The organism is Antiquaquibacter soli (assembly GCF_030580675.1).
Taxonomy (GTDB): domain Bacteria; phylum Actinomycetota; class Actinomycetes; order Actinomycetales; family Microbacteriaceae; genus Rhodoglobus; species Rhodoglobus soli.
In genome coordinates this window covers 756529-771376 of record NZ_JAUQUB010000001.1, presented here as the reverse complement: position 1 = coordinate 771376, position 14848 = coordinate 756529, and the positions used below count along the sequence as shown (strand labels likewise).

Here is a 14848-nt window from a genome sequence, read left to right as displayed (position 1 = left end):
TCTGGAGGGGGCCATACGCCCTGGGAAAAACGGGTGTATCTCCTCGCAATTCCGACAGGGTGCACAACTTGACATTCGCAGAACTCGGCATCGAACAGGACATCGTCGATGCCCTCGCCACCAAGGGCATCACCGAGCCCTTCCCCATTCAGACCCAGACCATCCCCCTCGGCCTCGCCAAGCAGGACATCATCGGCCAGGCCAAGACCGGCACGGGCAAGACCCTCGGCTTCGGCCTCCCCGTGCTGCAGGCACTCGGCACCGATCCCGCTCCCGGCGTGAAGGCCCTCATCGTCGTCCCGACGCGCGAGCTGTGCGTGCAGGTCGCCGAGGACCTCGTGCTCGCGGCATCCAACCGTTCCACCAAGATCGCGGCGATCTACGGGGGCAAGGCCTACGAGGGCCAGGTCGAGGAGCTCAAGGCCGGTGCCCAGGTCGTCGTCGGCACGCCGGGCCGACTGCTCGACCTCGCGAGCCAGCGCCTGCTGAGCCTCAAGGACGTGCAGGTCATGGTTCTCGACGAGGCCGACAAGATGCTCGACCTCGGCTTCCTCGCCGACATCGAGAAGCTCTTCGCGCAGACTCCGCCGACGCGCCACACCATGCTCTTCTCGGCGACCATGCCCGGTCCGATCGTGGCCCTCGCGCGCCGGTTCATGAACCGACCGATCCACATCCGCGCGACGGACCCCGACGAGGGCCTCACGCAGGCGAACATCAAACACGTCGTGTATCGCGCCCACGCCCTCGACAAGGACGAGGTCATCGGCCGCATCCTTCAGGCGGAGGGTCGGGGCAAGACGGTCATCTTCACCCGCACCAAGCGCGCCGCGGCGAAGCTCGTCGAGGAGCTCGGCGACCGCGGCTTCAACGCGGCCGCCGTGCACGGCGACCTCAACCAGGAGCAGCGCGAGCGCGCGATGGCCGCGTTCAAGGCGGGCAAGAAGGACATCCTCATCGCGACGGATGTCGCGGCCCGCGGCATCGACGTCAACGACGTCACCCACGTCATCAACCACACGGTGCCCGACGACCACGACACCTACCTGCACCGCGCGGGCCGGACGGGGCGCGCGGGCAAGACCGGCATCGCCGTGACGTTCGTCGACTGGGACGACCTGCACAAGTGGTCCCTCATCAACCGCGCCCTCGACATGGGCGTGCCGGAGCCGGTGGAAACCTACTCGTCGAGCCCGCACCTGTATACCGACCTCGACATCCCGGAGGGCACGAAGGGCCGCCTCCCGGGCGCGCACGCCCCCGCGACGCGCGAACAGCAGTCCCGGCCGCCGCGCGAGCGGCAGCGCACCCGCACGCGCGCAAGCGGCTCGGGTGAGTCGTCTGCACCTCGGCAGGACGGCGCCCCGCGCCAGGACAGCGGCGAGGGCGGCGGCACGCACGACGGAGCCACACCCCGCCGTCGCCGTCGTCGGACGCGCCGGCCCAGCACGGGCAGCGCTCCCGCAAGTAGCTGACAATCCGTCACCGGGGCTGCCATACTGCCCCTATGACCGATTCCACGCTCTCCCAGCCGCTCTACGGCGCCACGTTCGGGCAGGCCGTCCAGCGCTTCTTCAGCAAGTACGCCGTCTTCTCGGGCCGCGCGAGCCGCAGCGAGTTCTGGTGGGCCTGGCTGTTCTTCGTGCTCCTCAACGCCGCCTTCGGCATCGTCTTCGCGATCGTCATGGCGGCGACGGGCACCCCGACGGCGTCGGGCGCCGTTCAGATCACGGCCCCGGGCGTCGTCGTGCTCGTCCTGTGGGGCGTCGTCCTCCTCGGCGCGATCATCCCGGAGATCGCGCTGACGGTGCGCCGTCTGCACGACGCGAACTTCTCGGGATGGATGTACCTGCTGCACCTCATCCCGTACCTCGGCGGGCTCATCGTGCTGATCCTCAACCTGCTGCCCTCGAACCCGCAGGGCGCGCGCTTCGACCGTTAGCCGGCGAAAGGCCGAGTGCCCGTCGCCCGGGCGATGAGCTTCTCGAGCACCTCGGGGCTCGTCGTGTTCTCGCCGAGGCGGTTCGGCTTGCCCGCCCCGTGGTAGTCGCTCGCCCCGGTGATCTCGAGTCCGTACCGCTCGGCGACCCCGCGCAGTGAGCGCTTGCCCTCCTCGGTGTTGTCGCGGTGGTCGAGCTCGAGACCGAACAGCCCCTCCTCGGCGAGCTCGCCGATGACGTCGTCCGACATCGGCCGGTAGCGACCGTGGGTGGCGGGATGCGCGAGCACGGGCACCCCGCCGGCGGCGACGATCATGCGGACGCCCTCGAGCGGGGACGGCGCGTAGTACTTCTCGTAGTAGCCGCTGCGCCAGTGCAGGATCGACTCGAACGCCGCACTGCGGTTGGGCACGTGCCCCTTGCGCACGAGTGCGTCGGCGATGTGGGGCCGCCCCAGCGTCGATTCGTCGGTCGCCTCGGCGAGCACGTCGTCCCACGTGAGGTCGTAGTCGACGGCGATGCGCTCGACGATCCGCTCGGCCCGGTGCAGCCGGCCGTCGCGGATGCGCGCGGTCTCGGCGATGATCGCGCCGTCGAGCGGGTCGAAGAGGTAGGCGAGCATGTGCACGCTCGCCGGGCCGTAGTTCGTCGACAGCTCCATGCCCGGAATCACGGTCAGGCCCGTGCCCTCGGCGGCGGCGAACGCCTCCTGCCACCCCGCGGTCGAGTCATGGTCGGTAAGGGCGATGGTGCCGAGGCCCGCGGCGACCGCGGCGCGGATGAGCTGGCTGGGCGTCTCGGTGCCATCCGACACGGAGCTGTGCGCGTGCAGGTCGATGGGAGAGCCGGGCATCATGCCACTCTATTGCGCGAGCGGGATCGATCAGGGCCGTGGTCTATGCTCGACCCGCCATGACTCGACTCCTCGCCGCCATCGTGATCGTCGGCAGCGCCGTCATCGCCCTCGTGCTCGCCTGGCCGCAGCTCTTCGGACTGGCCGGGATGCCCGGCGTCGCCCAGATCGTGGCGCTGCGCGGGCTCGGTATCGCCGTGGCACTCGTGCTTGCGGTCGGCCTCACCATCCTCGCGCTGCTCGCCGCCCCCGCGCGGCGCTTCGCGGCATCCCTCGCCGCGGTCGCCCTCGCCTTCGCGCTCGTGAACGCGGCCGTGCTCTCGGTTCGCGGCTTCGGGGACTTCGCGTTCACGACCAAGGGCGACTCCGACGTAACCGTGCTGTCGTGGAACACCCTCGGCGACGCTCCCGGCGCGGAGGAGATCGCCCGGCTCGCGCTCGAGTCCGAGGCCGACATCATCGCCCTTCCGGAGACCACGAACGAGCTCGGGATCGACATCGCGCTGCTCATGCAGGCCGCCGACCGTCCGATGTGGGTGCACACTCTCGCCTACGACCAGGAGTCGAAGGCGAGGTCCACAACTCTGCTCGTCTCGGTCGACCTCGGCGAGTACTCGGTCGACACCGCGACGCGGACTACTGCCGTCCTGCCCACGCTCGTCGCCGCCCCCGTCGACGGCAGCGGGCCGACGATCGTCGTCGTACACACCGTGGCGCCGCTCCCTCCGATGGAGGCGACCTGGCAGCAGGACCTGCGCTGGGTTGCCGACGCGTGCGACGGAGAGAACGTCATCCTCGCCGGTGACTTCAACGCGACTCTCGACCACATCACGGGTCTCGGCGTCGACGGGGGCGACCTCGGTTCGTGCCGGGACGCCGCCCTCGCGACCGACAATGCGGCCGTCGGCACGTGGCCGACCCAGCTGCCCGCCCTCCTCGGCTCACCCATCGATCACGTCATGGCGACTCCCAACTGGACGGTGACCGGGATGCGAGTTATCGAGTCGCTCGACAAGGCCGGCAGCGACCACCGGCCGATCCTCGTCCAGCTGTCTCCGGCGGACTAGCGGCGGGAAGCGGCACGATCGCCCGTCCGGGGTGAGAATAGGGCATGGCCGATTCATCCCAGCCCGCCCCGCGCGCGACCTCCAACCGCTCCACGACGCCCGTCTCCGAGACGTTCGCCCAGTACATCTCCTCGCAGTGGGCGGAGCGCTCGGATGCCCTGCCCTCGCCGCGCGAGCAGGCGCCGTTTGCGGCGGCCCGCCGTGCCCGGATCTCGGCGCTCCACCGCGGGAAGCGGCTCATCCTGCCGGCCGGCGGCGCGAAGGTGCGCTCGAACGACACGGACTACGCCTATCGCGCCCACTCGGCGTTCGCCCACCTCACCGGCTGGGGCAGCGACTCGGTGCCGGGGGCCGTGCTCGTGCTCGAGCCCGCTGGCGACGATCACGAGGCGACGCTCTACTTCCGCGAAGCCGCCGGGCGCGACACCGACGAGTTCTACGCGAATCCGGAGATCGGCGAGTTCTGGACGGGACCCCGACCGTCTCTCGCCCACGTCGCCGCCGACCTCGGGCTCGCGACGCGCGGCATCGCCGAGCTCGCGACGGTGCTGGACTCGGTGGATGCCTCGACCCTCGTCGTGCGCGACGCCGACCGCGACATCACCGACCAGGTCGACGGGCGCCGCCTCCTCTCGGCCGATACGGAGTCATTGGACACGGACGGTGACGCCGAGCTCGCCCGCGACCTCAGCGAGCTGCGGCTCGTGAAAGACGAGTTCGAGATCGCGCAGATGCGTACCGCGGTCGCCGCGACCAAGCAGGGCTTCGACGACGTCATCGGCGACCTCCCGCAGGTGATCGCCCACCCCCGCGGTGAGCGGATCGTCGAAGGCACGTTCAACCGCCGCGCGCGGGCAGAGGGCAACACGGTCGGCTACGACACGATCGCGGCCTCCGGGCCGCACGCGTGCATCCTGCACTGGACGCGCAACGACGGCGCGGTAGTGCCCGGCGACCTCATCCTCATCGACGCCGGCATCGAGCTCGACAGCTACTACACGGCGGACATCACGCGCACGCTCCCGGTGTCCGGCACCTTCACTCCCGTGCAGCGGAAGGTCTACGAAGCCGTGCGGGAGGCCGCGGACGCCGCCTTCGCGATCGTGCGGCCGGGCATCCGGTTCAAGGAGATCCACGCCGCGGCGATGGCCGTCATCGCCGCCCGCACCGCCGAGTGGGGTCTGCTGCCGGTGAGCGCCGAGGAGTCGCTCTCGCCCGAGCACCAGTACCACCGCCGCTACATGGTGCACGGCACGTCGCACCACCTCGGCATCGACGTGCACGACTGCGCTGCGGCCCGCCGTGAGCTGTATCTCGAGGGGATCCTCGAGCCCGGTATGGTCTTCACGATCGAGCCCGGGCTCTACTTCCAGCCGGACGACCTGAGCGTCCCCGAGGAGTACCGCGGGATCGGCGTGCGCATCGAGGACAACATCCTCGTCACCGAGTCGGGCGCGGAAAACCTCTCGGCGGGGATCCCGCGCACGGCCGACGACGTGGAGGCGTGGCTCGCGCGCTAGCTCTGTGCGGGGTGCTCCGCGAGCACCTGCTGCGCCTTCGCGGTGAGGCTCGGGTCGATGATGATCTGGTAGTTCGACGCGATCACCTGGTGCGTCGACGTGAAGTCCCGGCGGCGGCGGTTGATCGCGTAGGTCACGATGCCGAAGATCATGCCGAAGCCGGCTCCGATGAGCAGGGCCGCCCCCATTACGGAGAGCGACTGGGGCGTCGGGGGCGAGAAGATCGTCAGCACGAGTCCGAAGAAGAGGCCGAGCCAGGCGCCGGATGCCGCGCCGGCGAGCGCCGCCCGCCCGTAGGTGAGCTTGCCCGTGACGCGCTCGACGGTCTTCAAGTCGTTGCCGATGATGCTCAACTGCTTGACGTCGAAATCAGCCTTCGACAGACGGTCGACGACGGACTGCGCCTCGGGGTACGTGTCGTAGGTGCCGAGCACGTCGCCCCGGGGAAGGCTGGGCTGAGGGGTGCCGCGACGGCCGAACGCGCTGGGTGTGCTCACGCCAGCCATTGTTCCACGCGGGGGTAGGGTTTTACGCGTGAGCACGACGAGAGCATTCGCCGCCCGGCTGGTCGGGTGCTCCGTCTTCGACCCCAACGGCGACCGCGTGGGCCGCGTTCGGGACGTGATCGTCGTCCGTCGCACGAAGGCCTCCCCGCGGGTCATCGGCATGGTCGTCGAGGTGCCCGGCAAGCGCCGGGTGTTCCTGTCGATCGGCCGCATCACGAGCATCGGCTCCGGTCAGATCATCACGACGGGCCTCATCAACCTCCGTCGCTTCGAGCAGCGCGGCGGCGAGGAGCGGATCATGGCCGAGCTGCTCGGCCGGCGCGTCAGCCTCGCGGACGGGTCAGGCGACGCCCACATCGAGGATGTCGCCATCGAGGAGGTCGGCCTCGGCGAGTGGGAGATCACGCAGGTGTTCCTGCGCCGCCCCAAGACGAGCCCCTCCCCGTTCGCGAAGGGCGCGACCCTCTTCGTCCCGTGGAACCAGATCGTCGAGGACACCGCGAAGGGCGAGGCGCAGTCGGCGACCCAGCTCGTCGCGAGCTACGCCGACCTGTTGCCCGCCGACCTCGCCAACGCGCTCCTCGACCTGCCGGATCAGCGCAAGATCGAGGTCGCCGAGGAGCTCTCCGACGACCGGCTCGCGGACGTCCTCGAGGAGATGCCGGAGGCCGAGCAGGTCGACATCCTCGAGCACCTCGACGACGAGCGCGCTGCCGACGTGCTCGACCAGATGCAGCCGGATGACGCGGCCGACCTCATCGCGCAGCTCTCGAGCGAGCGCGGCGAAGCCCTCCTCGAGCTCATGGAGCCGGAGGAGGCGGAGGACGTCCGCTTCCTGCTGTCCTACGCCCCGGACACCGCGGGCGGTCTGATGACGCCCGAACCGATCATCGTCTCGAGCGACGCGACCGTCGCCGAGGGTCTCGCCCTCATCCGCCGCCACGAGCTCGCTCCCGCCCTCGGTGCCGCCATCTGTGTGACCCTGCCCCCGTACGAACCGCCGACCGGGCGTTTCCTCGGCATGGTCCATTTCCAGCGGATGCTGCGCTACCCGCCGAACGAGCGACTGGGCACGCTCCTCGACCAGACCCTCGAGCCGGTGCGCGCCGACACGAGCGCGGCCGAGGTGTCGCGCATCCTCGCGAGCTACAACCTGGTCTCCGTCCCCGTCGTGGACGAGAACCACCGACTCGTCGGGGTGGTGACCATTGACGATGTCCTCGACTACCTCCTGCCGGACGACTGGCGAAGTACGAATGACGAGACCGACCGTTTCGCCGACACTTCGACCGCTGCTGTCCCCGTACGGGGAAGGAGGACATCCCGTGGCACGCGCTAACCGCAACCGCGCCGACAACCGACTGGACTCGCCCAAGGGACTGCGCGCTCCGCTGCCGCTCTTCCAGAGCCGCGACCGTACGGGCCGGTTCTCCGAGGCGTTCGCCCGAGCGATGGGCACCCCGTGGTTCCTCATTGGCATGACCGTCTTCGTGACCGTCTGGCTCGTGTTCAACACGGTCGCCCCGGAGGAGGTGCAGTTCGACCCGAGGCTCACGAACTTCACCCTTCTCACCCTCATCCTCTCGCTACAGGCCTCCTACGCCGCCCCGCTCATCCTGTTGGCGCAGAACCGCCAGGACGATCGCGACCGTGTTCAGATCGAGCAGGACCGCCAGCGCGCGGAGCGCAACCTCAACGACACCGAGTACCTCGCTCGCGAGGTCGTCGCGCTGCGTCTCGCGGTCAAGGACCTCGCGAGCAAGGACTTCATCCGCGCCGAGCTGCGGTCGCTGCTCGAGGAGCTCGACCGCGAGAAGGACACGGATGACGCGACCGGACGCTGACGCGCTCGCGGCGGCCGTCCGTGCTGCGCTCGGCCGCGTCGTCGACCCCGAGATCCGCCGACCCATCACCGAGCTGGACATGGTGGGGGCGGTCTCGGTGGTCGAGGGTGCGGCATCCATCGATCTGAGCCTGACGATCGTGGGATGCCCGGCCGCCGACACCATCGAGCGGGATGTCCGAGCCGCCGCAGCTGCGGTACCCGGAGTCACCTCGGTCGACGTCGCCGTCGGCGTCATGTCTCGCGAACAGCGGGACGCCCTCACCGCACGTCTCAAGGGCACGCGAACCTCGCAGTTCGGCCCCGACTCCCTGACGCGGGTGATCCTCGTCACGAGCGGCAAGGGCGGGGTGGGCAAGTCGACTCTCACCGCGAACCTCGGCGTCGCCCTCGCGTCGACGGGGCTGAGCGTCGGCATCGTCGACGCCGACGTCTTCGGGTTCTCGATCCCGGGCCTGCTGGGCGTCGGGGGTGCCCGTCCGACCAAGGTCGGCGAGCTCATCCTGCCGCCCGTCGCGCACGGGGTGAAGGCCATCTCGATCGGCATGTTCGTGGATCCCGGCACCCCCGTGTCGTGGCGCGGTCCCATGCTGCACCGCACGATGCAGCAGTTCCTGAGCGACGTGTTCTTCGGCGACCTCGACGTACTGCTCATCGACCTCCCGCCGGGCACCGGCGACGTCGCGATCTCCCTCGGGCAGCTCCTCCCCCAGGCCGAGGTGCTCGTCGTGACGACCCCGCAGGCCGCCGCTGCCGAGGTCGCCGAGCGCAGCGCTCTCGTGGCCCGGCAGACGGGCCAGTCGGTGCTCGGGGTCGTCGAGAACATGGCCGGACTCGTCCAACCCGACGGCAGCGTGCTGCAGCTCTTCGGCGAGGGCGGCGGGGCCGCCGTGGCCGAGCGCCTCGGGGTGCCGGTGCTGGCGAGCATCCCGCTCAGCATCCCGCTGCGCGAGGGCGGGGATGCCGGTGCCCCCGTCGTCCTCACCTCCCCCGCCGACCCGGCGGCGGCCGCCCTGCTCGCGCTTGCCGACCGGTTGCGCGTGCGCTCGGTGCCGCTCGCCGGCCGCCCCCTCGGGGTCACCCCGCTCTGAGCGACACTCCGGCCTTAACGGCGAACGCCCCGCTCGAGGCGGGGCGTGTGGTGCCGGAAGTGCGGCTCGGCGAGACGATTCTGCGTCAGGCGCGACGGGTGGGCACGCGGCGGTAGCCGTCACGGGCGATGATCAGCACGGAGCCGATGATGCCGGCGACGGAGAGGGCCGCGATCACGATCAGGTACGAGGTCATGCTCCTATTACAGACCCGTCAACAATGTAGAACAAGCTGATAGTTCTAAACGGACGATTTAGACTAGCTTCATGGATATTCGCCGCCTCGAACTCTTGCGCGAGCTCGCCGACCGCGGATCCGTGACCGCGGTCGCGCGTGCCACCCACCGCACGGCGTCGGCGGTGTCGCAGCAGCTGAAGATCCTCGAGCGGGAGGCCGGTGTCCCGCTCACCGAACGGGTCGGTCGCGGCATCCAGCTCACATCGGCGGGTCGCGCGCTCGCGCGAACAGCGACCGACGTGGCCACCGCGATCGAGCGCGCCGAAGCGCTCTGGGAGGACTTCCGCTCCCAACCCCGCGGCGAGGTGACGCTCGTCATCTTCCCTACAGGCGGTCAGATGCTGCTGCCGGGCCTCCTGAGCACCGTCGCCGGGATGCCCGGCCTCGACCTGCACGCCGGCGACCTCGACGCGACCGTCACCGATATCGCCGACCTCACGGCCGACTTCGACGTCGTCGTGGCAGACTCCCCCGACCTCGTGCCCTCCTGGGCGGAGCGCGGGCTCACGATCGTGCCGCTCATGCGGGAACCGCTCGACATCGCGCTTCCCGAGGGCCATCCGCTCGGCCTCAAGCGAACGCTGTCACCCGCCGACCTCGTCGACGAGACGTGGATCGGCGTGCCGCCCGGACTGCCCTTCGATGGCATCCTCCGCGGCATCGAGGTCGCCAACGGCGCCCCCGCTCGCGTCGTGCAGCGCTTCACCGACAACGGAATCGTCGAGTCCCTCGTCGCCGCGGGCCACGGCATCGCGATCCTGCCGCGCTACACGACGCGGGACCGGGAGAACGGCCTGATCACCCGGCCGCTCACCCAGGTGCGCGCTTCCCGCCTCATCTCGGTGCTCATGCGCCCCGATCGTGCCGAGCGGCCGTCGGTCCGTGCCGTCGTGACCGCCCTGCGCGACGAGGCAGCGCGGTTCGAGCGGGCCCACGCAGGCTAGTTGCTCACGGCTCGACGAGCCTCGCCAGCAGCTCTACGAGGAGCCTCTCGGTGAGCGGCGCCGGCAGCGCAGCGATGAGGGCGAGCAGCGGCGCGAGTCGCTCCGGCAGCGCCCCGCCGTCTCCCCCGATTCCCACCTGCTGCAGGATGCCCCACGCCGTGTCCGAGTCGAGGGGGCCGATCTCCGCGAGCCCCGCGACGAGGTCGGGCGGCAGCGAGCCGATCACCTGCTCGGGCGTCACCGGCGGGATGCCCCGCACGTCGCCCGCGGCGGCGACGAGCGCCTCCGAGAGCGGCTCGAGCACGCTCTCCGTCACCGGGGTGATCGTGAGGTGGGTGGTGTGCGGGAGGATCGAGCCGTCCGACTGGGCGAGGGCCGGCTGGAGTTGGAGCAGCCAGCCGCGGGCGCGGGCGGCGTCGGCCCAGTGGTGCGGGTCGACACGACGGTCGGCGGGGGTCGAGTCATCCGTCGCCACCGCGAACAGCGGGCCCGCGGGCGAGCCGACGACCCGCAGCCCCTCGATCCCGTCGACGACCGAGGTGAGCGCCGCGGTGGAGCGCGCGCAGGATGCCGCGAGCTCGCCGAACCCGTCGCGGCCGAGCGCCCTCGTGATCGCCCACGCCGCCGCGAGCGGCCCCGCGGACTTCGAGCCGAGCATCGTGGGATTGACGACCGGGTAGCCCGGCCACCGCGTTGTCGCGAAGTACTGGGCACGGTGGCGGTCACGCCCGCGGTGGAGAAGCACCGAGGCGCCCTTGGGCGCGTAGCCGAACTTGTGCAGGTCGGCGCTGATCGAGGTCACCCCGGGTACCCGGAAGTCCCACGGCTCGATGCCGTCCCAGAACGGGAGCACCCAGCCGCCGATGCACGCGTCGACGTGGCACGGGATGCCCCGCTCGAGCGCCGCGGACGCCACGGCCGCCACGGGGTCGAGTGCCGCGTGCGGGTAGCTCGGCGCCGAGACGACGACGAGGGCGACGTCCGGAGCCAAGCGGGCGATCAGCTCGGCGGCCTCCACCCGACCGTCCGGCTGCACCGGGACGAGGTCGAGCTCGAGCCCGAAGTAGTGGGCGGCCTTCTGGAATGCAGCGTGGGCTGTCACGGGCGCGACGAGTCGCGGCCTGCCGGCTCCGGACCACAGGTCGCGCGCCGTCTTGACCGCGAGGAGGCAGCTCTCGGTTCCGCCCGTCGTCACACTGCCGACGACGTCGTCACCGCCGCCGAGCATCCCACGGGCGAACGCGACGAGATCGCGCTCCATCGCCGCGACGGAGGTGAAGGTCGTGGGGTCGAGGCCGTTGACCGGTTGCACCGCGCGGATCGCTGCCGCGGCGAGCTCGTCGAGTTCCGCGAGACCTGAGTCGTAGACGTAGGACAGCACGCGCCCGCCATGGGTGGGTGCGTCGGCGGCGCGGAGCTCGGCGAGGTCGGCGAGGATCGCCGCGGGGTCCTGGGCGAACTTCATCCCGCATCCCCCTTGAGGGCCTCAGCGGTCGCAGCGGGCGCTCCGTCGATGTCCGCCTTGCGCAGCGGGTACCGTCCGAACGTCACGAGCGAGGCCGCGATGATGACGGCGGGCACGACGGAGAAGCTCAGCACGATGCCGGCGATCGCCGAGCCGGGCTGCACGACCTCCTGCCCCGCCGTCGACTCCAGGTAGCCCGAGATCGCGAGCACGATCGTCAGGACAGTGGAGCCCAAGGCCATGCCCGTGGTCTCTCCGGCAGTCCACACGCCGCCGAATGTTCCCGCGTTGCCCTCGCCGTGCGTCGACGCGTCGTGCGAGATGACATCGGGCAGCATCGACATCGGGAGCGACTGCATTCCGGCGTACGCGGCTCCCGCGAGCGCGACCGGGCCGTAGATCCACTCCCCCGGCGCCCACAGCTGCAGCGTGATGGCGAGCGCCGCGACACCGAAGAGCACCGACGCGATCACGAACGCCCGCTCCTTGCCGATGCGCCGCGACACGACCGCCCAGATCGGCGCGAAGAGCAGAGCGGGCGCGATGAGCGACACGAAGAGGATCGTGACTCCGTCGTCGAGCACCCAGCGCGCGACGTACTGCGCCCCCGCGAGCATGAGACCGGTCGCGAGGCCCTGCAGCAGGAACGTCGCCAGCAGCGCCCGGAACGGCTGGCTCCGCCGCAGCGCCTGGATGCCCGTGCGGTAGTTGTCCGCGATCGAGAACCGGGGCACCTCGGTCGGCTCACCCCGGCGAGCGACGAACGAGGAGACGAGCATCCCGAGCCCGATCACGAGACCGGCGACGATCGCCATCACGAGGTAGCCGAGGTGCTCGTCGGCGAAGGCGTCGCGGATCTCGGGTGCGCCCGCACCGAACAGGAGGATCGCGAAGGTCAGCACCACCACGCGCGCCGAGATGAGCTTGGTGCGCTGGTCGTAGCCGTCTGTGAGCTCAGCCGGAAGGGCGATGTAGGGCACCTGGAAGAGCGAGAACGAGGTCGCGGTCGCGACGAACGCGATGAGCACCCAGAGCCCGGCGACCACCGGCGGCAGCCCGGCCGGCACCGCGAAGGTGAGCACGAAGAACACCGGCAGCGTGACCGCCCCGGCGATCATGTACGGGCGGCGCGACCCGTGGCGGGCGAGGCTGCGATCGCTGCGGGCGCCGATCACGGGGTCGATGATGACGTCCCACACCTTCGCGGCCGTCACGAGCACTCCGGCGAGGAGCGCAGCCACCCCGAGGGTGTCCGTCAGGTAGAACACCAGCACGAGTCCCGGCAGGGTGCCGAACCCTCCCGTGCCGAGGGATCCGATGGCGTAGGTGGCGATCGTGCGGCGGCTGAGCGAGCGCTCCGGTGCGGTCATTTTCCCGAGTATAGGGATGCTCGCGAGCGTACAGTTGAGGCATGCCCGCATCCGCACTCACCGCCGAGTCCACCGCCGAGCTGGCCGCCGACCTCACGGCCACGAGCGGCACCACCGCGACGGTCATCGCGCCCTTCACCGGTCAGCCGCTGCACGAGCTGCCGCTCTCGAGCGCCCAGGACGTCGCTGACGCCTACGCCGCCGCTCGCATCGCCCAGAAGGCGTGGCGGGATGCCGGGCCGGCGCACCGGCGGGCCGTGCTGCTGCGCGCGCACGACCTGCTCCTCGAGCAGCGCGACGGCATCCTCGACCTGCTCCAGACCGAGTCGGGCAAGACCCGGGGTCAGGCCTTCGAGGAGGTGTTCCAGGGTGCGACCGTCACCCGGTACTACGCCGTGAGCGCCGCGCGGGTGCTGCGCACGAGGGCGCGTCGGGCGGGCATCCCGACCGTCGTGCAGGCGCGAGTGAGCTACAAGCCGAAGGGTGCCGTCGGCATCATCACACCCTGGAACTACCCTGTCTCGCTCTCCCTCATGGATGTCGTTCCGGCGCTCGCCGCCGGAAACGCGGTCGTGCAGAAGGCCGACAACCAGGGAGCACTCTCGATCCTGGCGTCGCGCCGCCCGTTCATCGAGGCGGGCGTGCCCGCGGCCCTGTGGGCGGTCGTCGCAGGCCCGGGCGATGAGATCGGCAACGCGGTCGTCGACGGCGCCGACTACGTGTGCTTCACCGGCTCGACGGCGACCGGCACCCGCGTGGGCGAGCGCGCCGCGTCGCGACTCGTCGGGGCATCCCTCGAGCTGGGCGGCAAGAACCCCCTCATCGTGCTCGACGACGCGAACGTGGAGACCGCCGCCGCGGGAGCGGTCGCCGCCGTCGTCTCGTCGATGGGCCAGCTGTGCGTGTCCATCGAGCGCGTCTACGTGCAGCGCGCAATCGCCGACCGCTTCACGTCCGCGCTCGTCGAGCGGGTGAAGGGACTCGTGCAAGGCGCTGCGCTGGACTACTCCACCGATATCGGCTCCCTGACCTCGCAGGCCCAACTCGACCGGGTCACGGTGCAGGTCGACGACGCGGTCGCCAAGGGCGCGACGGTGCTCGCGGGCGGGAAGGCGCGCCCCGATCTCGGGCCCTACTTTTTCGAGCCGACCGTGTTGGCCGGCGTCACCCCCGACATGACGTGCTTCGCGGACGAGACCTTCGGGCCCCTCGTGGCCATCCACGTCGTCGACACCGAGGACGACGCCGTTGCGGCAGCGAACGACTCGGAGTACGGCCTCAACGCCTCCGTCTTCACCGGCTCCCTCTCGCGGGGCCGCCGCGTCGCCGACCGGATCTCTGCCGGCAGCGTCAACATCAACGAGGGCTACCGCGCCTCGTTCTCGAGCGTGGACGCCCCGATGGGCGGCATGAAGAAGTCGGGGCTCGGCCGCCGAAACGGCCCCGAGGGACTGCTTCGCTTCGTGGATGCCCGCACCGTCGCCAACGCGACAGGACTGCTGACTCTCCCCCGCTCGGGCCGCGAGACCGAGAAGCTCGTGCCCGTCATGCTTCTCCTGCTGCGCGCCCTCAAGGCGATCCGCCGCCGGTAGCGGCTCCTAGGTCGCCTCAGTATCGAAGGGGGCGTTGCCGGCCTCGCGCAGCTTGCGCTGCCGCTGGTGGTACGCCGACTCGATGGGGCGCTTGACGACGGGCGGAGGTGCCGGAGCATCCTCGTCCTCGAGCAGGGCATCCCGGATGATCCGGCGCGGATCGTACTGGCGCGGGTCGAGCTTCTTCCAGTCGATGTCGTCGAAGTCGGGGCCCATCTCCTCGCGCATGCGCTCCTTGGCTCCGTTGGCCATGGTGCGCAGGCTCCGCACCAGGCGCGCGAGCTGGGACGCGTAGTACGGCAGCCGCTCCGGCCCGAGCAGGAAGACAGCGATGATCCCGATGATCAGCAGCTTGTCGAAGGTCAGGCCGAAGGACACCCGTTCAGGATAGCCCGAGCGCGCTGCGGGTCCGTCTACAG

14 protein-coding genes are annotated in these 14848 nt (G+C 70.6%); 9 read left to right on the top strand and 5 right to left on the bottom strand.

What is annotated here, in order from left to right; translation table 11 throughout:
- Positions 1-68 precede the first annotated feature (68 nt).
- Positions 69-1475, top strand: a complete 1407-nt coding sequence (locus Q5716_RS03740) for a DEAD/DEAH box helicase (protein ID WP_305001746.1) — start codon at positions 69-71, stop codon at positions 1473-1475.
- Positions 1476-1507: 32 nt separating this feature from the next.
- Complete coding sequence (locus tag Q5716_RS03735; RefSeq protein WP_305001745.1) at positions 1508-1942, top strand: DUF805 domain-containing protein; 435 nt, start codon at positions 1508-1510, stop codon at positions 1940-1942.
- Here Q5716_RS03735 and Q5716_RS03730 read toward each other — a convergent pair.
- Positions 1939-2793 carry a PHP domain-containing protein gene (locus Q5716_RS03730; RefSeq protein WP_305001744.1) on the bottom strand — a complete coding sequence of 285 codons (855 nt, stop codon included), beginning with the start codon at positions 2791-2793 and terminating at the stop codon, positions 1939-1941. The two genes, Q5716_RS03735 and Q5716_RS03730, sit on opposite strands and share 4 nt — an antisense overlap.
- A 59-nt stretch (positions 2794-2852) precedes the next feature.
- On the opposite strand from Q5716_RS03730, the gene Q5716_RS03725 reads away from it, so the two are divergent.
- Positions 2853-3860 (top strand): endonuclease/exonuclease/phosphatase family protein, encoded by a 1008-nt coding sequence (locus tag Q5716_RS03725; RefSeq protein ID WP_305001743.1) that lies wholly within the window; start codon positions 2853-2855, stop codon positions 3858-3860.
- A 44-nt stretch (positions 3861-3904) separates the two neighbouring features.
- Positions 3905-5380: an aminopeptidase P family protein gene (locus tag Q5716_RS03720; protein WP_305001742.1), complete on the top strand. Its 1476-nt coding sequence runs from the start codon at positions 3905-3907 to the stop codon at positions 5378-5380.
- Here the strand turns inward: Q5716_RS03720 and Q5716_RS03715 are convergent.
- Positions 5377-5877, bottom strand: a complete 501-nt coding sequence (locus tag Q5716_RS03715) for a YflT domain-containing protein (protein ID WP_305001741.1) — start codon at positions 5875-5877, stop codon at positions 5377-5379. The genes Q5716_RS03720 and Q5716_RS03715 overlap by 4 nt on opposite strands.
- Positions 5878-5914: 37 nt before the next feature.
- Between Q5716_RS03715 and Q5716_RS03710 the strand changes: the two genes are divergently transcribed.
- The 4 genes from Q5716_RS03710 to Q5716_RS03695 all read left to right on the top strand — a co-directional run bounded on the left by Q5716_RS03710 (position 5915) and on the right by Q5716_RS03695 (position 10002).
- Positions 5915-7225 (top strand): magnesium transporter MgtE N-terminal domain-containing protein, encoded by a 1311-nt coding sequence (locus Q5716_RS03710; protein ID WP_305001740.1) that lies wholly within the window; start codon positions 5915-5917, stop codon positions 7223-7225.
- Positions 7212-7730: a DUF1003 domain-containing protein gene (locus tag Q5716_RS03705; protein ID WP_305001739.1), complete on the top strand. Its 519-nt coding sequence runs from the start codon at positions 7212-7214 to the stop codon at positions 7728-7730. Before Q5716_RS03710 ends, Q5716_RS03705 begins: the two co-directional genes overlap by 14 nt.
- Positions 7711-8820, top strand: a complete 1110-nt coding sequence (locus Q5716_RS03700; protein ID WP_305001738.1) for an Mrp/NBP35 family ATP-binding protein — start codon at positions 7711-7713, stop codon at positions 8818-8820. The genes Q5716_RS03705 and Q5716_RS03700 overlap by 20 nt, the downstream gene beginning before the upstream one ends.
- A gap of 267 nt (positions 8821-9087) precedes the next feature.
- Positions 9088-10002: a LysR family transcriptional regulator gene (locus Q5716_RS03695; RefSeq protein ID WP_305001737.1), complete on the top strand. Its 915-nt coding sequence runs from the start codon at positions 9088-9090 to the stop codon at positions 10000-10002.
- A gap of 4 nt (positions 10003-10006) precedes the next feature.
- Here the strand turns inward: Q5716_RS03695 and Q5716_RS03690 are convergent, their stop codons facing one another.
- Together Q5716_RS03690 and Q5716_RS03685 are read right to left on the bottom strand one after the other, a co-directional pair.
- On the bottom strand, positions 10007-11467 hold the full coding sequence (locus tag Q5716_RS03690; protein ID WP_305001736.1) for a pyridoxal phosphate-dependent decarboxylase family protein: 1461 nt from the start codon (positions 11465-11467) through the stop codon (positions 10007-10009).
- Complete coding sequence (locus Q5716_RS03685; RefSeq protein WP_305001735.1) at positions 11464-12837, bottom strand: MFS transporter; 1374 nt, start codon at positions 12835-12837, stop codon at positions 11464-11466. Before Q5716_RS03685 ends, Q5716_RS03690 begins: the two co-directional genes overlap by 4 nt.
- 41 nt (positions 12838-12878) lie before the next feature.
- Between Q5716_RS03685 and Q5716_RS03680 the strand changes: the two genes are divergently transcribed.
- Positions 12879-14429: a succinic semialdehyde dehydrogenase gene (locus tag Q5716_RS03680; RefSeq protein WP_305001734.1), complete on the top strand. Its 1551-nt coding sequence runs from the start codon at positions 12879-12881 to the stop codon at positions 14427-14429.
- Positions 14430-14435: 6 nt separating this feature from the next.
- Here the strand turns inward: Q5716_RS03680 and Q5716_RS03675 are convergent, their stop codons facing one another.
- Positions 14436-14807 carry a sec-independent translocase gene (locus Q5716_RS03675; protein ID WP_305001733.1) on the bottom strand — a complete coding sequence of 124 codons (372 nt, stop codon included), beginning with the start codon at positions 14805-14807 and terminating at the stop codon, positions 14436-14438.
- Positions 14808-14848: the final 41 nt, after the last annotated feature.

Bases quoted from the DNA above. Each gene is read 5' to 3' on its own strand.
- Q5716_RS03735 (WP_305001745.1), top strand. From the start codon at position 1,508: ATGACCGATTCCACGCTCTCCCAGCCGCTCTACGGCGCCACGTTCGGG.
- Q5716_RS03730 (WP_305001744.1), bottom strand. From the start codon at position 2,793: ATGCCCGGCTCTCCCATCGACCTGCACGCGCACAGCTCCGTGTCGGAT.
- Q5716_RS03725 (WP_305001743.1), top strand. From the start codon at position 2,853: ATGACTCGACTCCTCGCCGCCATCGTGATCGTCGGCAGCGCCGTCATC.
- Q5716_RS03720 (WP_305001742.1), top strand. From the start codon at position 3,905: ATGGCCGATTCATCCCAGCCCGCCCCGCGCGCGACCTCCAACCGCTCC.
- Q5716_RS03700 (WP_305001738.1), top strand. From the start codon at position 7,711: ATGACGCGACCGGACGCTGACGCGCTCGCGGCGGCCGTCCGTGCTGCG.
- Q5716_RS03695 (WP_305001737.1), top strand. From the start codon at position 9,088: ATGGATATTCGCCGCCTCGAACTCTTGCGCGAGCTCGCCGACCGCGGA.
- Q5716_RS03690 (WP_305001736.1), bottom strand. From the start codon at position 11,467: ATGAAGTTCGCCCAGGACCCCGCGGCGATCCTCGCCGACCTCGCCGAG.
- Q5716_RS03685 (WP_305001735.1), bottom strand. From the start codon at position 12,837: ATGACCGCACCGGAGCGCTCGCTCAGCCGCCGCACGATCGCCACCTAC.
- Q5716_RS03680 (WP_305001734.1), top strand. From the start codon at position 12,879: ATGCCCGCATCCGCACTCACCGCCGAGTCCACCGCCGAGCTGGCCGCC.